Below are 19,822 nucleotides of genomic sequence, written 5' to 3'. Positions count from 1 at the left end.
GCGTACGGACGGTAAACAGGCTCGCAAGCAGGATAGCCTGCACCCTGTAAAAGATCGGAGAAAATTTAAAATGGCAGGACACAGTAAGTGGGCAAATACCAAACACCGTAAGGCGGCGCAGGATGCCAAGCGCGGCAAAATCTTCACCAAAATCATTCGTGAACTGGTGACAGCGGCCAAGCTGGGCGGCGGCGATCCGGGCTCAAACCCGCGCCTGCGTGCAGCGATGGATAAAGCGCTGGCGAACAATATGACGCGTGACACCATGGATCGCGCTATTGCGCGCGGTGTAGGCGGCGATGACAATGCCAACATGGAAACCATCATCTATGAAGGCTACGGTCCTGGCGGCTCGGCCATCATGATTGAATGCCTGAGTGACAACCGTAACCGTACCGTGGGCGAAGTGCGTCACGCCTTCACCAAAACCGGCGGGAATCTGGGCACCGACGGCTCCGTGGCTTACCTGTTCAACAAAAAAAGGCGTGATCTCCTATGCGCCGGGTCAGGATGAAGATGCGGTGATGGAAGCGGCTCTGGAAGCGGGCGCAGAAGATGTGGTCAGCTATGACGACGGCGCGATTGATGTCTTCACCGCATGGGAAGAGATGGGCACGGTGCGTGATGCACTGGAAGCGCTCGGCCTGAAAGCGGACACTGCAGAAGTGGCAATGATCCCGACCACCAAAGCAGAGATGGATGCGGAAACCGCACCTAAACTGCTGCGTCTGATCGACATGCTGGAAGATTGCGACGATGTGCAGGAGGTCTATCACAACGGTGAAATCTCCGACGAGGTAGCGGAAACGCTGTAATGGCGTCTGCCGTAATCACTTTAACCAAAGAGGCGTAATGTCGATTATCCTGGGTATCGATCCCGGCTCACGCATCACCGGTTATGGTGTTATTCGTCAGACTGGCCGCCAGCTCACTTATCTGGGCAGCGGCTGTATCCGCACTAATACCACCGAGTTGCCCGCCCGTCTGAAGCTGATTTATGCGGGCGTCTGTGAAATCATTACGCAGTTTTCACCCGACTTCTTCGCCATTGAGCAGGTGTTCATGGCGAAGAATGCAGACTCCGCACTGAAGCTGGGCCAGGCCCGCGGTGCCGCGATTGTTGCCGCGGTTAACCACGATCTGCCGGTGTTTGAGTATGCCGCCCGTCAGGTTAAACAGACCGTGGTTGGCATCGGCAGCGCCGAGAAAAGTCAGGTGCAGCACATGGTGCGAACCCTGCTGAAGTTGCCGGCGAACCCGCAGGCAGATGCCGCCGATGCGCTGGCGATTGCCATTACGCACTGTCATGTGGCTCAGAATGCGGCTCGCATGAGTGACAGCAAGCTGGTGCTGACGCGTGGACGGTTACGCTCAGGTTAGCCGTCATCGCTCAGGTCGCACTCACAGGCTGGATATTCATCCAGCCTTTTTTTATGTTATAAAATCCGCCACATTCGTTAGTTAAGGAAGCGTTCAGGTGATAGGTCGTTTACGGGGCAATATTCTGGAAAAGCAGCCGCCACTGGTACTGCTTGAGGCACACGGCGTCGGCTATGAAATTTATATGCCCATGACCTGTTTTTATGAGTTGCCTGAACTTCAGCACGAAGCGGTGATTTTTACCCACTTCGTGGTGCGTGAAGATGCGCAGCTGCTGTTTGGTTTTAACAGCAAGCAGGAGCGCGCGTTGTTTCGCGAACTGATTAAAGTGAATGGCGTCGGACCCAAGCTGGCGCTGGCGATCCTCTCCGGCATGTCGGCGCAGCAGTTTGTGACCGCTGTTGAGAAAGAGGAGATCGCGTCACTGGTGAAACTGCCAGGCGTGGGCAAAAAGACGGCAGAGCGTCTGGTGGTCGAGATGAAGGACCGCTTCAAAGGAATGCACGGCGACCTGTTTGGCGGCGATTCTGCCTTTACGCTGACCACGCCGAGCGCCGAGCCGGAAACCAATGATGCGGAAGCCGAAGCGGTTGCCGCGCTGGTATCACTGGGTTATAAACCGCAGGAAGCGAGCCGTATGATCAGTAAAGTCGGTCGACCGGATGCGGATTGCGAAACCCTGATCCGCGAAGCGCTACGCGCCGCCATTTGAGGTAATTCATGATAGAAGCCGACCGCCTGATCTCCGCTGCCAGTATCAGCGAAGAAGAGGTTATTGACCGCGCTATTCGCCCGAAGATGCTGACCGAGTATGTCGGTCAGCCGCAGGTGCGTGAGCAGATGGAGATTTTCATCAAGGCAGCGCAACTGCGCGGCGATGCGCTCGATCATCTGCTGATCTTCGGTCCGCCGGGACTGGGTAAAACCACCCTGGCGAACATCGTGGCCAACGAAATGGGCGTTAATCTTCGCACTACTTCAGGTCCGGTGCTGGAAAAGGCGGGCGACCTGGCGGCGATGCTGACCAACCTTGAACCGCATGACGTCCTGTTTATCGATGAAATCCATCGTCTCTCACCGGTGGTGGAAGAGATACTCTACCCGGCGATGGAAGATTATCAGCTGGATATCATGATTGGCGAAGGCCCGGCTGCGCGCTCAATCAAGCTCGATCTGCCGCCGTTTACCCTGATTGGCGCCACCACGCGTGCTGGCTCGCTGACCTCGCCGCTGCGCGATCGTTTCGGCATTGTTCAGCGGCTTGAGTTCTACCAGGTTAAAGATTTGCAGCACATCGTAGGCCGCAGCGCCGCCTGTCTGGGTCTGGCGCTGAGTGACGAAGGGGCGTTAGAGATCGCCCGTCGCGCACGCGGCACACCGCGTATTGCCAACCGCCTGCTGCGCCGCGTTCGTGACTTCGCCGAAGTGCGGGCAAACGGTGACCTGAGCGGTGAAGTCTCCTGCAGCGCGCTGGATATGCTTAACGTAGATAGCGAAGGGTTCGATTATATGGACCGTAAACTGCTGCTGGCGATCATCGACAAATTTATGGGTGGGCCGGTGGGGCTGGATAACCTGGCTGCGGCTATTGGTGAAGAGCGCGAAACCATCGAAGATGTGATTGAACCCTTCCTGATTCAGCAGGGCTTCATTCAGCGCACACCGCGTGGCCGAATGGCCACGCAGCACGCTTATCGTCACTTCGGCATCACGCGTCAAGAGTAACTAGAATGCTGGTTTCCGGACCATACTGAAAATAAACAGGATGGCGGCGCAGAGCACCACTGACGGCCCGGCAGGCGTGTCGTAGAAGGCGGAGAAGGTCAGGCCGCCGGTGACGGCAATCACCCCGATGACCACGGCGACGGCCGCCATGCCTTCCGGTGAACGCACAAAGCGACGAGCAGTCGCAGCGGGGATAATCAGCAGTGAGGTGATGATCAGCGCACCCACGAACTTCATTGCCACCCCAATCGTCAGTGCCGTGACCAGCATCAGAATCAGTCGGGTACGCTGGATATTGACGCCGTCCACCTGTGCCAGTTCCGGGCTGATGGTCATCGACAGCAGCGACCGCCACTGCCACGCCATCACCAGCAGCACGATCACCACGCCGCCACCCATCATCCAGAGGTCGTCTGGCGTCACCGCCAGCAGATCGCCAAACAGATAAGCCATCAGATCGACGCGAACGTTCTTCATCAGGCTGACCACCACCAGGCCCAGCGACAGCGCGCTGTGCGCCATAATCCCCAGCAGGGTATCGATAGCCAGATGTGGACGACGCTCCAGCCAGACCAGTCCCAGCGCCAGGCAGACCGTGACCAGAATCACCGCGTAGTAAGGATTCACGTTAAACAGCAGGCCAAATGCCACGCCAAGCAGAGAGGCATGCGCCAGGGTATCGCCGAAATAGGACATCTTGCGCCAGACAACAAACGATCCCAGCGGACCGGCAGCCAGCGCTAACATCACACCGCCTATCCAGCCCGGTAATAACAACTCAATCATGATGGACCCTGTCCTTTGCGTAAAACGATACGTCCCTGAAGGTCGTGACGGTGATTATGATGATGACGATAAATCGCCAGCTCCTCCGCGCCGCGCGGACCAAACATGGCGATAAATTCCGGATGCTGCGATACCGCTTCCGGGGTGCCGGAACAACAGATGTGATGGTTAAGGCACAGCACTTCGTCGGTTTTGGCCATCACCAGATGCAGATCGTGGGAGACCATCAGTACGCCGCAGTTCAGTTCAACGCGTAACTGATTGATAAGGTCATAGAGTGACACCTGACCATTCACATCCACACCCTGGGTAGGCTCATCGAGTACCAGCAACTGAGGCTGATTCAGCAGGGCGCGCGCCAGCAGCACACGCTGGGTTTCACCACCGGAAAGCTTTTGCAGCGGGGCGTTGAGCAGGTGACCCGCCTGCACGCGTTTCAGTGCCGGCAGGATCTCAGCGTTTTTGCTGCCACGGGTCAGACGCATAAAGCGTTCAACCGTCACCGGCAGGGTCGGGTCGATGTGCAGCTTCTGTGGCACATAGCCAATTCGCAGTGCGGGATCACGCTTAACGCTACCGTTGGTGGGAGCGAGCAGTCCCAGCACCACACGCACCAGCGTTGATTTTCCGGCACCGTTAGGACCCAGCAGGGTGAGGATGCGGCCAGGCTGCAGTGCCAGGCTGACACCGGATAACACATTGCGCTGGTTAAACTTTATCGAAACATTATCGAGTGTGACAAGTGAGGTCATAGTATTTACAGGTTGCACAGAATTTCGAATGTTATAATATCACATTCCACCTCATGGTCACGATGGAATGACGCAATATGTTACATAATAAAAAGGGCGCAATTTTCGCCTTAACTGCTTTCTCCGTTACAGCTTCGTTAACCCTTCCAGCTCAGGCGAATGTCGTGGCTTCACTCAAACCGGTAGGGTTTATCGCTGCGGCCATTGCCGATGGTGTCACACCGGTTGACGTTCTGCTACCGGACGGTGCCTCTGAACACGATTATTCCCTGCGGCCCTCAGATGCAAAACGCTTAAAAAACGCGGACTTAGTCGTATGGGTCGGGCCTGAAATGGAAGCCTTTATGGCGAAGTCTGCGGCTGAACTTCCGGCCCAAAAAAACCTCGCGATGGTGAACATCGACGGGGTAAAACCGTTATTGATTAGCGGTGGTGAAGATGAAGATGAACACACAGCGGAAAAATCCGAAGAACAGGACGCCGATGCCCATCACCATCATCACGGCGAGTTTAATATGCACCTGTGGTTGTCGCCAGAGATTGCGCGCAAGACCGCGGTTGCAATCCATGGAAAATTATTGGAACTTATGCCGCAAGATAAAGCCAAACTTGACGCCAACCTCCAGCAGTTTGAGGTAGCTTTGGCGGACACGGACAAACGCGTTAGCGCACAACTCGCTCCGGTCAGAAATAAAGGATATTTCGTTTTTCACGACGCTTACACGTACTTTGAAAAACAATACGGTCTCTCGCCCACCGGGCACTTTACCGTCAATCCTGAAATTCAACCGGGCGCTCAGCGTTTACATCAGATACGAACACAGTTGGTTGAGCAAAAGGCGGTCTGCGTCTTTGCTGAGCCACAATTCAGGCCAGCAGTCATCGATGCTGTCGCCCGCGGAACGCAGGTGCGTAAAGGCACGCTCGATCCCCTGGGAACAGACATCAGCTTAGCCAAAGACAGCTATGTGAAATTCCTCTCACAACTGTCGAGCCAGTATGAAAGCTGCCTGAATGGAGCATGAGGAATAGGTAAAAGTGCAGCAGATAGCCCGCTCTGTCGCCCTCGCATTTAATAATTTGCCGCGCCCCCACCGCGTAATGCTGGGTTCTTTAACTGTAGTCACTCTGGCCGTCGCTGTCTGGCGGCCTTACGTTTATCATCCTTCGGATGATGTGACGCCCATCGTCAAAAACATTGAACTGGATAAGAACACGTTCCGCACGCTGTTGCCGGAAGCCAGTGAGCCTATCGATCAGAGCACACCGGAACCGGAAGAAGAATTGCCTGCGGACGATGTGGACACCGACGTGCCCGAAACGGCCGGTGTTCACGACTACACCGTTTCATCCGGCGATACTCTGAGCAGTGCCCTGAATCAGTATGGCATCGACATCAGTGACATTAATGCGCTGGTGATGAGCGACCGCGATCTGCGTAATCTGCAGGTTGGTCAGCAGCTGAGCTGGACGCTGGATGATGATGGCGGCCTGAAAACCCTGAGCTGGGAAATTTCCCGCCGTGAAACCCGCACCTATGAGCGCACCCCTAAAGGTGGCTTTAAGATGGATGCGGAGATGCAGAAGGGCGAATGGCGCAACAGCGTGATGCAGGGCGAAGTACGCGGCAGTTTTGCCGCCAGCGCCCAGCGTGCCGGACTGAGCAGTGCCGAAGCCAGCGCCGTGATCAAAGCGCTGCAGTGGCAGATGGACTTCCGTAAGCTGCGTGCGGGTGACCAGTTCAGCGTACTGATGTCACGCGAAATGCTGGATGGCAAGAGTGCGCAAAGCCAGTTGCTGGGTGTGCGCCTGCGCAGCGGGGGTAAAGACTATTACGCTTTCCGCGCCGAAGATGGCAAGTTCTACGATCGCAGCGGCTCCGGTCTGGCGCGCGGCTTTATGCGCTTCCCGACGGTTAAGCAGTATCGTGTCTCCTCTAACTTTAATCCGCGTCGTCTCAACCCGGTTACCGGCCGCATTGCGCCTCATAAAGGCGTCGACTTTGCGCTGCCGATCGGTACGCCGGTGCTGGCAGTGGGTGATGGTGAGATTGTCGTGGCGAAGAACGGCGGTGCCGCGGGTAACTATGTCGCCATTCGTCATGGCCGTCAGTATATGACGCGCTATATGCACATGAAGAAAGTGCTGGTGAAGCCAGGTCAGAAAGTGAAGCGTGGCGACCGTATTGGACTGTCAGGCAACACCGGACGTTCCACCGGGCCGCATCTGCATTTTGAAATCTGGATCAATAATCAGGCGGTCAACCCATTAACGGCGAAACTGCCGCGGATGGAAGGCCTGACCGGTAAAGATCGCAGCGATTACATGGCACAGGTTAAATCCTGGCTGCCTCAGCTGGGTCTGAAGTAAGCGAATTTCGTCAAATCGCGCAAAAACCGACGGGTTTCCCGTCGGTTTTTTGCTATATGGCGCAGGATGATTGCAAATTTTCAGGTCGTCACTATCATTAGCCGGTCATTGCTTGAGGCGAGTGCATGGAAACCCGTAAAAAAAATAACACTGAATTTATTCCCGTTTTTGAACGTTCTTTTCTCAAACCTAAATACTGGGGCAGCTGGCTGGCGATTGGTGGTCTGGCCGCGATGGCGATGCTACCGCCGAAAGTGCGCGATCCGCTGCTGGGTCGGTTAGGCAAATTCGCCGGTAAGCTGGCAAAGGGTGCACGGCGCCGTGCGCTGATTAACCTCTATTACTGTCTGCCGGAACTCAGCGAGGCGCAGCGTGCAACGCTGGTCGATGAGATGTTTGCGACGGCACCGCAGGCGATGGCAATGATGACTGAGCTGGTGCTGCGCGATCCGGCACGTATCCGTGAACGTGTAGAGTGGCATGGTCGTGAAATTATCGACCAGATGAAAGCGGAGCAGCAGAATGTGATTTTTTTGGTGCCGCACGGCTGGGCGGTGGATATCCCCGCCATGCTGCTGGCGTCAGAAGGTCAAAAGATGGCGGCGATGTTCCATAACCAGAGCGATCCGCTGATGGACTATGCGTGGAACACCGCACGCCGCGGTTATGGCGGACGGCTGCATGCGCGCAACGACGGAATCAAACCCTTTATCAGTTCAATCCGCCAGGGCTACTGGGGCTACTATCTGCCCGATCAGGATCATGGCCCGGAGCAGAGTGAGTTCGTCGATTTCTTTGCTACCTATAAAGCGACGCTGCCTGCGGTAGGGCGACTGATGAAAGTGTGCCGCGCGCGTGTGGTGCCGCTGTTCCCGGTTTATAACAGCAAATCGCATAAGCTTGAGATTTACGTGCGTCCGCCGATGGACGATCTGCTGGAAGCCGACGATCATCAGCTGGCTCGCCAGATGAATGAAGAAGTGGAAGTGTTTGTCCGCCCGCATCCCGAGCAGTACACCTGGATCCTCAAGCTGCTGAAGACCCGTAAAGAGGGTGACATCGAGCCCTATTCGCGCAAAGATCTCTATCCGCGCAAATAGCAAAAAAGGCCGCGAAAGCGGCCTTTTCTTATCACTTAATCGCTGGCTACAGGCGTATGCTCCCGTCGCTTTGAGCTTCTGAGCTGCCTGCTCAGGGCAAACCTGTGGCTGCGCTGCCTGTTTATAACGCTTCCAGCCTGCTGCGACGTTTACGCTCGCGCATAAACAGGATCACCAGGCCAAACCAGAGCACGCCGCTGATAAAATTGACCAGGCAGAACCACAGCGTGCCGCCGCTGAAGTAGCCGCTTTTCGCCAGCTCAATTCCCACCGCCAGCGTCATAATACTGATCATTCCCAGCATCGCTGCCACGCTGCCTTTGCCTTCATCGCTGGCGTAGAGCGTCAGGCGATACAGTCCGGCATTGACCATGCCCGCGCCAAAGGCGTAGAGGCTCAGACCAGCGGTTATCAGCAGATAACCGTGGCTGTTCATCAGGCTCGCCACCAGCGCCAGGCTCAGACCAATCAGAATCGGCCAGGCGGCGAACTTCACCGGCTGTTCAATCGGCACGCGTCCCGCCAGCTTACTCAGCGTCAGGTTACCGGCGATCATCGCCAGAAACACCGGCAGCTGCAGCAGGGCGTACTGCATGCGTGACAGACCTTCGTCGTGCATCAGGATCACCGGCGAAAGGGCAACCCAGGTGAGGATCGGGATAAACACCAGCCCGATAGCGAAGGAACCAAACATCACCAGCCGGTCTTTCATCAGCCGGCCATAGTTGCGGGCCAGATTGGGCAGGGCGATGGAGTGACTACGGTCGCCTGCGGTCTCAGGCATTACACGCCATAGCACCACAAAGGCGACCAGGCTGCAGGCGGCAAACAGCCAGAACATGCTGCGCCAGCTGCCAATGGTGAGCCAGGCTGCACCGGCAAGCGGACCCGCCAGCGGAGCCAGCAGCGCCACGTTGGCCATCAGCGCCATCATGCGCACCGCCAGCGCCTCATCAAAAGCTTCCTGAATTGCGGCATAGCCGACCGCGCCGATAAAGCAGAGGCTGATACCCTGAATAAAGCGCAGGCTGACAAATTCTTCAATCGAGCTGACCCAGTGCATCAGCATGCAGGCGACGGCAAAAAACAGGATGCCGAAGAGCATTACCGGTCGCCGGCCAAATTTATCAGAGAGAGGACCCAGCAGCCATTGCAGCACCACGCCGCCAATCAGGTAGGCGGTCAGGGAGGTGGAGACCCATTCAGGGCCGACGGAAAATTCGCTGGTGACGATCAGCATGCCAGGCTGGATCATGTCATGAGCAATATAGGTGGCAAACTCGAACAGCACTAACGCCAGAGGAAAGAGTAAAATTCGGCCGGTAAGCTGGCTGATGGGGTGGAAACGGGCCATCTGGCCTCCTTGTCAGAAAAGAAAACGCGACTGCAAGGCAGTCGCGTCGTTTATTCTACACCGACATTGTAAACCCGGGCTCAATTAATCCACGCGCAGCACACGGGTGGTATTGGTGGTGCCGGTTGCGCCCATCACATCGCCCTGCGTCACAATGACCAGATCGCCAGAGACCAGGAAGCCTTTGTCGCGCAGCAGGTTAACCGCATCGTGTGCAGCAGCCACACCGTCGTTATTGCTGTCGAAGAACACCGGCGTTACGCCGCGATAGAGCGCGGTGAGATTCAGTGTGCGTTCATGGCGTGACATGGCAAAAATCGGCAGTCCTGAGGTGATACGTGAGGTCATCAGCGGGGTACGGCCCGACTCGGTCATGGTGATGATCGCGGTGACGCCCTGCAGGTGATTCGCGGCGTACATGGATGACATAGCAATCGCTTCTTCGACATTGTCGAACTGCACGTCCAGACGATGCTTGGAGACGTTGACGCTCGGGATCTTCTCTGCGCCCAGGCAGACCTTCGCCATCGCTGAGACAGTTTCAGCCGGATACTGACCCGCTGCGGTTTCCGCAGAGAGCATCACGGCATCGGTGCCATCCAGCACGGCGTTCGCCACGTCCATCACTTCTGCGCGGGTCGGCATCGGGTTAGTGATCATCGACTCCATCATCTGGGTCGCGGTAATGATGGTGCGGTTAAGCTGGCGGGCACGACGAATCAATGCTTTCTGAATGCCGACCAGTTCCGGATCGCCAATCTCAACGCCCAGATCGCCACGCGCCACCATCACCACATCAGAAGCCAGAATGATGTCATCCATCGCTTCCTGGCTGGCGACCGCTTCAGCACGTTCTACTTTTGCGACCAGTTTGGCGTCACAACCCGCTTCGCGCGCCAGACGACGTGCCATATTCATATCTTCGCCACAGCGTGGGAAAGAGACGGCCAGATAGTCGACGCGGATTCTGGCGGCAGTGATGATATCCGCTTTATCTTTTTCGGTCAGCGCTTCAGCTGAAAGTCCGCCGCCCAGTTTGTTGATGCCTTTGTTGTTCGACAGCGGGCCACCCACGGTGACTTCTGTGAACACTTTCATGTCCTGAACTTCCAGCACTTTCAGCTGCACGCGGCCATCATCCAGCAGCAGGATATCGCCCGGCACCACATCTGCCGGCAGGCCTTTATAGTCGATACCGACGCGCTCTTTATCGCCTTCGCCTTTACCCAGATTGGCATCCAGCAGGAAGCGGTCGCCGATATTCAGGAAAACTTTGCCTTCTTTGAAGGTTGAAACACGAATTTTTGGACCCTGGAGGTCACCGAGGATGGCCACGTGGCGACCCAGTTTTGCGGCAATCTCACGCACTTTATCGGCGCGGATCTGGTGATCTTCTGGCGTGCCGTGAGAGAAGTTGAGTCGTACAACGTTCGCGCCGGCAGCGATGATTTTTTCTAAATTATTATCACGATCGGTGGCCGGGCCGAGGGTTGTAACGATTTTGGTTCTTCTGAGACGTCTTGACATCGAGGACTCCGTAAACATTTAAGCGTGCCCTGGTCTGTGGACACAGCATGGTTATCTATTCTATATGATCGACGGGTTGTGATACGACTCACATTGTAAATGTGATGTTAATTTTTTTGCTGCTCATCCTTTTCCCGAATGGTGTGCTTTTCGTAACGCGACGCTTTCAACGCCTCTTTCACGCGTTTCAGGTTTTCCCGGAAGGGCGCACCCCGTTCCAGGGTGAAACCGGTCGCCAACACATCGATCACGGTCAACTGCGCCAGGCGCGATACCATCGGCAAATAGATATCCGTATCTTCCGGTACATCAAGCACTAAAGCTATCGCTGCTTCATGGGCAAGGGGAGAATCGGCAGAGGTGATGGCTATAACGGTGGAACCGTTTACACGGGCCAGGCGAGCCAGTTCTACCATATTTTTTGTGCGTCCAGTATGCGAAATGAGAACAAAAACGTCACCGGCTCGACTATTTATGCAACTCATGCGCTGGATCACAATATCGTCTGACCAGATGACCGGCAGATTAAAGCGCAGAAATTTGGTAAAGGCGTCATGTGCTACCACAGCGGAAGCCCCCCAGCCCGAAAAAGGCGAGTTTGTCAGCCTGAGTAAGCAGGGTGACGGCCTGCTGCAGTTGGGCGCTATCCAGCTGATCCCGTACCCGCTGCAGCCCTGCCAGCGCCGAGTCAAAGATTTTGTGGCTGTAGTTCTCCACACTGTCATCGTCCTCCACGCCCCGGCTGACCCAGTTGCTGCTTTTCACCAGGCTCTGCGCCAGTTGCAGCTTAAAGTCGGGAAAGCCGCGCGCGCCCAGTCGATGACAGAAGCGATTTACCGTGGGTTCGCTGACGCACGCTTCGCGCGCCAGGGTCGCAATGCTGGAGTGCATCGCCGCCTGAGGCGCAGCCAGAATCTGCCGGGCGACTTTCTGTTCCGCATTGCTGAGCGCGGCAAACTGCGCCTCAATTTTTTCCAGCATATTCATAAGCCGATGACCATAATCACTTTTACCAATTTCAATTATCCCTGTCGTCAGAGTCGATTAACAGAGACTATATCGTGTCAGCACCTGCCAGGCGCAACGGCGGACAAGCCGATTGCCCTTTTTTTTGGGATACTTTGACCGGTGCCTGATTTTCCTGACACCAACAGACACAGAAAAAACCGGCAATCCGCACGTGTCATCACACGCGCTTAGCACATCCGGTACAGAGTTAATGCGGTTGACCCGGCGAGTCGGTTTACCTGGCGCGGGGAAAAAAGTACATTGTGCTCAAAGAAAATAATAACCTGGACCCGGTGGCAGAGGATGCATCACCACCGGACTATCCTGCAACGAGGAGAGGAAAATGGCGGTAACACAAACAGCCCAGGCATGCGATCTGGTGATTTTCGGTGCCAAAGGCGATCTTGCACGCCGTAAACTGTTGCCTTCACTGTACCAGTTAGAGAAAGCGGGGCAGATCCACGAGGAAACCCGCATTATTGGTGTCGGCCGTGCCGAGTGGGATAAAGCGGAATACACCAAAGTGGTACGTGAAGCGCTGGAAACCTTCATGAAGGAGAAGATTGACGAAGCGCTGTGGGACAAACTCAGCAATCGTCTCGACTTCTGCAACCTCGATGTCAACGACACCACGCACTTCCCGAAACTGGGCAAGATGCTGGACCAGAAAAATCGCACCACCATCAACTACTTCGCCATGCCACCCAGCACCTTTGGCGCCATCTGTCAGGGACTGGGCACCGCGAAGCTGAATGCTAAACCGGCGCGCGTAGTGATGGAAAAGCCGCTGGGCACCTCACTGGAAACCTCGCAGGAGATCAACGACAGCGTTGGTGAGTACTTTGATGAGAGCCAGGTGTTCCGTATTGACCACTATCTTGGCAAAGAGACCGTGCTTAACCTGCTGGCGCTGCGCTTTGCTAACTCTATCTTCGTGAATAACTGGGATAACCGCACCATTGACCACGTCCAGATTACCGTGGCCGAAGAAGTGGGTATCGAAGGCCGCTGGGGTTACTTCGATAAAGCGGGCCAGATGCGCGACATGATCCAGAACCACCTGCTGCAGATTCTGACCATGATCGCCATGTCGCCGCCGTCCGATCTCAGCGCCGACAGCATCCGTGACGAAAAAGTTAAAGTGCTGCGCTCGCTGCGCCGCATCGATCAGACCAACGTGCGTGAGAAAACCGTTCGCGGCCAGTACACCGCCGGCTTTGTGCAGGGCAAAAAAGTGCCTGGCTACCTGGAAGAAGAGGGGGGCCAATAAGTCGAGCGCCACAGAGACCTTCGTGGCAATACGTGTCGATATCGACAACTGGCGCTGGGCGGGCGTGCCGTTCTACCTGCGCACCGGTAAGCGTTTGCCGACCAAGTGTTCAGAAGTCGTGGTCTACTTCAAAAACCCGGAAATGAACCTGTTTAAAGACTCCTACTCCGAGCTGCCGCAGAACAAGCTGACGATTCGTCTGCAGCCGGACGAAGGGGTTGATATCGAGATCCTGAACAAAGTGCCAGGCCTTGATCACAAGCACAAACTGCAGACCACCAAGCTGGATCTGAGCTACTCCGAGACCTTTAACCAGTCGCACCTTGCCGATGCTTACGAGCGTCTGCTGCTGGAGAGCATGCGCGGTATCCAGGCGCTGTTTGTGCGCCGCGATGAAGTGGAAGCCGCGTGGACCTATGTCGATTCCATTATCGACGCCTGGGCTGCGGATGGCGACTCTTCCAAGCCGTATCAGGCGGGCACCTGGGGCCCGGTGGCCTCAGTGGCGATGATTACCCGCGATGGCCGTTCGTGGAACGAGTTCGAATAACGGAAGTGATGATGAAGCCCGCAACGCGGGCTTTTTTTCGCCCTTAAACCGGGCCAACCGACACGAATAAAATTGAACTGCCGTTTCAAATTGGTCGCAGGATGATAGACGCTCAGGAAGTTGATCATGTATGGTAGTGACGCAATTTACAGGGCAGGAGCCGATGCTCCATGACCGGGTCGCAATCCCGGTGTTATCAAGCAAGGGGAACTGATGAAAAACTGGAAAACGAGTGCAGAACAGATTCTGACCACCGGACCTGTGGTGCCGGTCATCGTTGTGAACAAACTGGAACACGCCGTGCCGATGGCAAAAGCGCTGGTGGCAGGCGGTGTCAGAGTGCTGGAAGTGACGCTGCGCACGCCAGTGGCGATGGACGCTTTACGTGCGATGATTAAAGAAGTACCGGATGCGATCGTCGGTGCGGGAACGGTGATTAATCCGCAGCAGTTACAGGAAGTGACCGATGCCGGTGCGCAGTTTGTGATCAGTCCTGGCGTCACCGAGTCGCTGCTGAAAGCGGCGGTTGAAGGGCCGGTACCGTTGATTCCCGGCATCAGCACCGTTTCTGAGCTAATGACCGGTATGGACTACGGTCTGCGCGAGTTCAAGTTTTTCCCGGCAGAAGCAAACGGCGGCGTTAAAGCGCTGCAGGCGATTGGCGGACCCTTCCCGCAGGTGCGATTCTGCCCGACCGGCGGCATCTCTCCGGCGAACTACCGTGACTATCTGGCGCTGAAAAGCGTGCTGTGCATCGGCGGTTCCTGGCTGGTGCCCAACGACGCGCTGGAAGCGGGCGACTGGGATCGCATCACCCGCCTGGCACGCGAAGCTGTTGAAGGCGCGAAGTAAGTTATGGCGGTGAGCGTCTGCTCACCGCACACGTTTATCCCTGAACCGTGACCGCTGCTGCGCTGGCAACGGCACGCGCAATCGCCTGATCGGTGCTGTCACCGCTGGCGAGCGCCACGCCCAGCCGACGCTGGCCGCTGATTTCCGGCTTGCCGAACAGGCGCAGTTGCAGACCGGCACCCAGCGCCGCTTCGACATTCACAAACTGCACATTCTGGCTGGTCAGTTGCGGCAGAATAACGGCGGACGCTGACGGACCATACTGGCGAATCGCGCCAATCGGCAGACCGAGAAACGCCCGCACGTGCAGCGCAAACTCTGACAGATCCTGCGAAATCAGCGTCACCATGCCGGTGTCGTGAGGACGCGGAGAAACTTCGCTGAACACCACCTCATCACCGCAGACAAACAGCTCAACGCCAAACAAGCCATAGCCACCCAGCGCCTTAACCACCTGCGCGGCAACATCCTGCGCCCGTTGAAGCGCCACATCACTCATCTGCTGCGGCTGCCAGGATTCACGGTAATCGCCATCCTCCTGACGGTGACCAATTGGCGCACAGAAATGAATGCCATCGACTGCACTTATGGTCAGCAGGGTGATCTCGAAATCGAAGTCGACAACGCCTTCGACAATGACGCGTCCGGCACCCGCGCGGCCACCCTGTTGCGCATAGTCCCAGGCGTTATCGAGCTGGCTGGCGTTGCGGATAAAGCTCTGACCTTTGCCGGATGAACTCATCACCGGCTTCACAATGCAGGGAAAGCCGATTTCGGTAGCCGCTTCATCAAAGCGTGCCTTGCTATCGGCAAAGCGATAGCGGGAGGTCGGCAGAGAGAGCTCTTCAGCCGCCAGCCGACGAATGCCTTCGCGGTTCATGGTCAGCCGCGCGGCACGGGCAGTCGGTACCACGCGCTGGCCTTGCTGCTCCAGCTCAACCAGTGTCTCCGTGGCGATAGCTTCGATTTCCGGTACGACAAAATCAGGCTTCTCTTCAGCAATCAGCGCAGCCAGTGCCGCGCCATCCAGCATGTTAATCACATGGCTGCGATGGGCGACGTGCATCGCCGGGGCATCGGCGTAACGATCAACCGCGATCACTTCCACACCCAGACGCTGACACTCCAGCGCCACCTCTTTACCCAGTTCACCTGAACCCAATAGCATCACACGCGTTGCTGCCGGACGCAGCGCTGTTCCGAGAGTCGTCATACATTCACCTAAGCTGTCAAAATTCGCGCGCAAGTATAAACGAAAACGTTTGCGTTCTCATCTTTCGTCCATCTGACACGACCTTTTGCCTTACTTTTCCCGCTCTGACGTTTCCTGACATCCTTTTCGTCAGGATAGCGGACTGACATCTTAAAAGGAGTGGATGATGAATAACTGGTTGCAACAAATTCAGTCGGTACTGACGAAGAAGGGCGGTGAGGGCAAATCGGGCGGCGGCTTAAGCGACATGCTGGCGCCGGGTGCGCTGGGTGGCCTGGCCGGTATGCTGATTGCCAGTAAATCGTCGCGCAAACTGCTCACTAAATATGGCGGCAAGGCGCTGATTATCGGCGGTGGTGCGGCTGCGGGCGCGGTGCTATGGAACAAATACAAGCAGCGGGTCAGCGAAGCACACCAGAATGAACCTGACTTTGGCGTGGCGCAAACGCCGGTTAACCTGCGGGCTGAGCGTCTGGTGACGGCGCTGGTGTTTGCCGCCAAAAGCGACGGGCACATTGACGATCAGGAACGGGCAGCGATTGAGCAGAATATTCATCAGTCCGGCTACGGTCAGGAAGCGGAACAGCTGATCCAGAAAGCGATGAACCGCCCGCTGGATCCGCAGTGGCTGGCCGCCGATGTGAAAAACGAGGAGGAGGCGCTTGAGCTCTACTTCCTGAGCTGTGCCGCCATCGACGTTGATCACTTCATGGAGCGCAGCTATCTCTCCGCGCTGGGCGACGCGCTGAAAATTCCCCAGGATGTTCGCGACGGCATCCAGCAGGATCTTGAGGCTGAGAAAGCCCGTTTACCCGCCAGTTAATCCCTCTGATATTCCGCTGGCGGGTCACAGGATGTGATCCGCCAGCGACTGCTTCTCAACCTATACCTGGCTTCCCGCTGCTGAAGTGTTACGCTTACAGATCATTACGTTCACGGAGACGGATGGATGAAAGCACCCATCGCAAAAAAAATACCCCACGAGATGACGCTGCACGGCGAGACGCGCGTTGACGACTACTACTGGCTGCGCGACGACAAGCGCGAAAACAGCGAGGTCCTTGATTACCTGCGTGCCGAAAACAACTACGGCAAAAAAATCATGTCGTCACAGCAGCCACTGCAGGACCGGGTATTAAAAGAGATTATCGATCGGCTGCCGCCTGAAGATCACTCAGTGCCCTATGTGAAAAATGGCTACCGTTATCAGAGCCGTTATCAGAGCGGTAACGAATACCCGGCCTATTACCGCCAGCCCGCCGCGAGCGATGAGTCTGGCGAGTGGAGCCTGCTGCTGGATGCCAACCAGCGCGCCTCGCACAGTGATTTCTATACCATGGGCGCGCTGCATATCAGTCCGGATAACCGGGTCATGGCGCTGGCTGAAGATTTCCTGTCTCGCCGGCAATATGGCATCCGCTTCCGTAACCTGAAGAGTGGCAGCTGGTACCCTGAAGTGCTGAGCAACGCCTCTTCCAGCTTCGCGTGGGGTAATGATTCGCGCACCCTCTACTATGTGCGAAAACACCCGCAGACGCTGCTTTCTTATCAGGTGTGGCGACACGAACTGGGTACGCCGCAGTTCGACGATCAGCTGGTCTATGAAGAGCAGGATGACACATATCATCTCAGCGTACATAAGACCACCTCCAAGCAGTTCATCATGATTGCGCTCTACAGCACCAACACCAGCGAAATTCAGCTGATTGATGCGAACTTCCCCGATGCGCAGCCGCATGTGTTTCTGCCGCGCCGCCGCGATCATGAGTACAGCATCGATCACTACGATCATCAGTTCTTCATTCGATCCAACCGGGAAGGCGAGAACTTCGGGCTGTACCGCAGCCGCTATCTGGACGAGTCACGCTGGGAAACCCTGATCCCGGCACGGGAACAGGTGGTGATGGAAGATTTTCAGCTGTTTCAGGACTGGCTGGTGGTCGAGGAGCGCCAGCGCGGCTTAACCAGCCTGCGGCAGATCAACTGGGCCAGCGGTGAAACCAGCGGCATCGCCTTCGACGACCCGACCTATGTGACCTGGCTGGCCTACAATCCGACGCCGCGCACCAGCAAACTGCGCTACGGCTATTCATCGATGACCACGCCGACCACGCTGTTTGAACTGGATATGGATACCGGTGAACGCCGCATCCTCAAGCAGAGCGCGGTGAAAGGCTTTAACGCGGAAGATTACAAAAGCGAACACCACTGGATCAAAGTCAGCGATGGCACCGAAGTGCCGGTATCGCTGGTCTATCACCGCAAACATTATCAGCCCGGTCAGAATCCGATGCTGGTGTATGGCTACGGTGCCTACGGCAGCAGTATGGATGCCGATTTCAGCGTCAGCCGCCTGAGCCTGCTGGATCTCGGATTTGTCTATGCGCTGATACAGGTGCGCGGCGGCGGTGAGCTGGGGCAGCAATGGTATGACGGCGGTCGCCTGCTGAACAAAATGAACAGCTTCACCGATTTTATCGATGTCACTAACGCGCTGGTGGCGCGTGGCATCGGACACCCGGAACGACTCTATGCCATGGGTGGCAGCGCGGGTGGCTTGCTCATGGGCGGAGTAATTAACCTGGCACCGCAGCGGTTCCACGGCGTGGTTGCCCAGGTGCCGTTTGTGGATGTGGTGACCACGATGCTGGATGAGTCGATTCCGCTGACCACTGGCGAGTATGACGAGTGGGGCAACCCTAATGATCCTGAGTACTACCGTTATATCCGCCAGTACAGCCCTTATGACAACATCGAGGCGAAAGCCTATCCTCATCTACTGGTCACCACCGGCCTGCATGATTCGCAGGTGCAGTACTGGGAACCAGCCAAGTGGGTGGCGAAGCTGAGATCGATGAAAACCGACAATAACCTGCTGCTGCTCTGCACCGACATGGATGCGGGTCACGGCGGCAAGTCGGGGCGCTACAAAGCCTATGAAGGGATCGCGATGGAATACACCTTCCTGCTGGGACTGGCGCAGGGCACCTTACCGCCAGCCCAGGATTACTGAGATTCGGTCAGGTACTTACGCAGCGCCTGCCGCAATGGCGGGCGCAGATCACTGACGTTATCCAGCATCCACTTCAGATAGCCCGGATCCTTGCGCGCAACGACCGCGATCGCCTGGCCGCGGTATTTGCCAAACGGCAGAACGTCGTCGCGCTGGGCTGCCGGTTGTGACCGCACAATCATCTCGGAGGCACTCCAGCCGGAGGTCTCTATAATACGAATCAGCAGCGCCGCCGTAACATAGCAATCATAGAGCGCGCGGTGGGCATGCAGGTCGGCGGGCGGCGTGACATCCAGCTTCAGCGAATGACGCAGTGCCTGATTGCCATATTTAATGCCCGGCCAGAGCTGACGCGCCAGCTGCATGGTGCAGATCCACTCTCCGTACATCTCCGGCAGCATCCGGCGATCAAAACTGGCGTTGTGCGCCACGTAAAAAGCACTGCCGTGATAGCGTGGGATCGCCTCTTCAATGGTCGGCTTACCGGCGACCATCGCTTCGGTGATGCGATGCACGGCCATCGCCTGACGGCTGATAGGGCGGTCGGGCAGGGTGAGATCGCTCATCGGATTCACAATCTGGCCGTTGACCACATCCACGGACGCCACTTCGACCACGCCACCCTGCAGACCGCAGGTTTCGGTATCAATAACGCGAAATATCATTGCTTCATCTTCGGTTCATAAGGTAGGCGCGACAGGCTGAGCGATGCCTGGCGGTAGTGCATCAGACGCTGACGAAACCAGTCACGCAGTGCTTCGGGCTGCTCCTGCGCCACCATTTCGGCGACAATCGGCATGTTATAGCGCTCTTTAAACGCCACACCCGCTGCCGCCAAATCGACATTAATCTTGTCTTTCTCTTCCTGGGACAGCAGGGCAAGGTTATGGCTCATAATATTCTCCTGACGATAGCGGGCAAA

General features: G+C 56.4%; 16 protein-coding genes and 3 pseudogenes. 11 read left to right on the top strand and 8 right to left on the bottom strand.

The genetic code is table 11. The features are described 5' to 3' along the window. The first annotated feature begins 70 nt into the window (after nucleotides 1-70). The 4 genes and pseudogenes from JNO11_RS11225 (at nucleotide 71) to ruvB (ending at nucleotide 3,105) form a co-directional block, all read left to right on the top strand. Nucleotides 71-815: pseudogene (locus JNO11_RS11225) on the top strand (YebC/PmpR family DNA-binding transcriptional regulator). A 37-nt stretch (nucleotides 816-852) separates the two neighbouring features. Next, nucleotides 853-1,380 carry a crossover junction endodeoxyribonuclease RuvC gene (ruvC, locus tag JNO11_RS11220; protein WP_003849205.1) on the top strand — a complete coding sequence of 176 codons (528 nt, stop codon included), beginning with the start codon at nucleotides 853-855 and terminating at the stop codon, nucleotides 1,378-1,380. A gap of 97 nt (nucleotides 1,381-1,477) precedes the next feature. Further along, nucleotides 1,478-2,092 (top strand): Holliday junction branch migration protein RuvA, encoded by a 615-nt coding sequence (gene ruvA, locus JNO11_RS11215; protein WP_010670803.1) that lies wholly within the window; start codon nucleotides 1,478-1,480, stop codon nucleotides 2,090-2,092. A gap of 8 nt (nucleotides 2,093-2,100) precedes the next feature. Then, nucleotides 2,101-3,105, top strand: coding sequence for a Holliday junction branch migration DNA helicase RuvB (gene ruvB / locus JNO11_RS11210; RefSeq protein WP_236351680.1), 1,005 nt, complete (start codon nucleotides 2,101-2,103; stop codon nucleotides 3,103-3,105). Here the strand turns inward: ruvB and znuB are convergent, their stop codons facing one another. Beyond that, entirely contained in the window at nucleotides 3,106-3,891 is a 786-nt protein-coding gene (znuB, locus tag JNO11_RS11205; protein WP_236351681.1) for a zinc ABC transporter permease subunit ZnuB, read from the bottom strand. Then, nucleotides 3,888-4,643, bottom strand: coding sequence for a zinc ABC transporter ATP-binding protein ZnuC (znuC, locus tag JNO11_RS11200; protein ID WP_325177304.1), 756 nt, complete (start codon nucleotides 4,641-4,643; stop codon nucleotides 3,888-3,890). The genes znuB and znuC overlap by 4 nt, the downstream gene beginning before the upstream one ends. 77 nt (nucleotides 4,644-4,720) lie before the next feature. On the opposite strand from znuC, the gene znuA reads away from it, so the two are divergent. The 3 genes from znuA (at nucleotide 4,721) to lpxM (ending at nucleotide 8,113) form a co-directional block, all read left to right on the top strand. After that, nucleotides 4,721-5,668 (top strand): zinc ABC transporter substrate-binding protein ZnuA, encoded by a 948-nt coding sequence (gene znuA / locus JNO11_RS11195; protein WP_010670802.1) that lies wholly within the window; start codon nucleotides 4,721-4,723, stop codon nucleotides 5,666-5,668. A gap of 13 nt (nucleotides 5,669-5,681) precedes the next feature. After that, nucleotides 5,682-7,013, top strand: a complete 1,332-nt coding sequence (gene mepM, locus JNO11_RS11190) for a murein DD-endopeptidase MepM (protein ID WP_010258653.1) — start codon at nucleotides 5,682-5,684, stop codon at nucleotides 7,011-7,013. A 125-nt stretch (nucleotides 7,014-7,138) separates the two neighbouring features. Beyond that, nucleotides 7,139-8,113 carry a lauroyl-Kdo(2)-lipid IV(A) myristoyltransferase gene (gene lpxM / locus JNO11_RS11185; RefSeq protein WP_033771998.1) on the top strand — a complete coding sequence of 325 codons (975 nt, stop codon included), beginning with the start codon at nucleotides 7,139-7,141 and terminating at the stop codon, nucleotides 8,111-8,113. A gap of 121 nt (nucleotides 8,114-8,234) precedes the next feature. Here the strand turns inward: lpxM and JNO11_RS11180 are convergent, their stop codons facing one another. The 3 genes and pseudogenes from JNO11_RS11180 to JNO11_RS11170 all read right to left on the bottom strand — a co-directional run bounded on the left by JNO11_RS11180 (nucleotide 8,235) and on the right by JNO11_RS11170 (nucleotide 11,981). Continuing rightward, nucleotides 8,235-9,467: an MFS transporter gene (locus JNO11_RS11180; protein WP_033769237.1), complete on the bottom strand. Its 1,233-nt coding sequence runs from the start codon at nucleotides 9,465-9,467 to the stop codon at nucleotides 8,235-8,237. A gap of 84 nt (nucleotides 9,468-9,551) precedes the next feature. Further along, a complete protein-coding gene (pyk, locus tag JNO11_RS11175; RefSeq protein WP_325177303.1) occupies nucleotides 9,552-10,994 on the bottom strand; it encodes a pyruvate kinase in 1,443 nt (480 codons plus the stop codon). A gap of 107 nt (nucleotides 10,995-11,101) precedes the next feature. Next, nucleotides 11,102-11,981: pseudogene (locus tag JNO11_RS11170) on the bottom strand (MurR/RpiR family transcriptional regulator). A gap of 364 nt (nucleotides 11,982-12,345) precedes the next feature. Here JNO11_RS11170 and zwf point away from each other — a divergent pair. Together zwf and JNO11_RS11160 are read left to right on the top strand one after the other, a co-directional pair. Then, nucleotides 12,346-13,822 (top strand): annotated as a pseudogene (gene zwf, locus JNO11_RS11165) (glucose-6-phosphate dehydrogenase). A gap of 213 nt (nucleotides 13,823-14,035) precedes the next feature. Continuing rightward, nucleotides 14,036-14,674, top strand: a complete 639-nt coding sequence (locus JNO11_RS11160) for a bifunctional 4-hydroxy-2-oxoglutarate aldolase/2-dehydro-3-deoxy-phosphogluconate aldolase (RefSeq protein WP_010258674.1) — start codon at nucleotides 14,036-14,038, stop codon at nucleotides 14,672-14,674. Between the two features lie 34 nt (nucleotides 14,675-14,708). Here JNO11_RS11160 and purT read toward each other — a convergent pair whose 3' ends face one another. Continuing rightward, a complete protein-coding gene (purT, locus tag JNO11_RS11155; RefSeq protein WP_158131629.1) occupies nucleotides 14,709-15,887 on the bottom strand; it encodes a formate-dependent phosphoribosylglycinamide formyltransferase in 1,179 nt (392 codons plus the stop codon). Nucleotides 15,888-16,053: 166 nt separating this feature from the next. Here purT and JNO11_RS11150 point away from each other — a divergent pair, with 166 nt between their 5' ends. Next, on the top strand, nucleotides 16,054-16,710 hold the full coding sequence (locus JNO11_RS11150; RefSeq protein ID WP_010258682.1) for a DUF533 domain-containing protein: 657 nt from the start codon (nucleotides 16,054-16,056) through the stop codon (nucleotides 16,708-16,710). A 126-nt stretch (nucleotides 16,711-16,836) separates the two neighbouring features. Beyond that, nucleotides 16,837-18,900, top strand: a complete 2,064-nt coding sequence (locus JNO11_RS11145) for a prolyl oligopeptidase family serine peptidase (protein ID WP_325177302.1) — start codon at nucleotides 16,837-16,839, stop codon at nucleotides 18,898-18,900. Here JNO11_RS11145 and exoX read toward each other — a convergent pair. Then, nucleotides 18,894-19,565 (bottom strand): exodeoxyribonuclease X, encoded by a 672-nt coding sequence (gene exoX, locus JNO11_RS11140; protein ID WP_325177301.1) that lies wholly within the window; start codon nucleotides 19,563-19,565, stop codon nucleotides 18,894-18,896. The two genes, JNO11_RS11145 and exoX, sit on opposite strands and share 7 nt — an antisense overlap. Continuing rightward, nucleotides 19,562-19,795: a DNA polymerase III subunit theta gene (locus JNO11_RS11135; RefSeq protein ID WP_010258692.1), complete on the bottom strand. Its 234-nt coding sequence runs from the start codon at nucleotides 19,793-19,795 to the stop codon at nucleotides 19,562-19,564. Before JNO11_RS11135 ends, exoX begins: the two co-directional genes overlap by 4 nt. Between the last annotated feature and the right edge of the window lie 27 nt (nucleotides 19,796-19,822).

It is taken from the genome of Pantoea sp. 1B4, assembly GCF_016925765.1.
GTDB classification, from domain to species: domain Bacteria; phylum Pseudomonadota; class Gammaproteobacteria; order Enterobacterales; family Enterobacteriaceae; genus Pantoea; species Pantoea agglomerans.
This window is presented reverse-complemented; position numbering and strand designations above follow the sequence as displayed.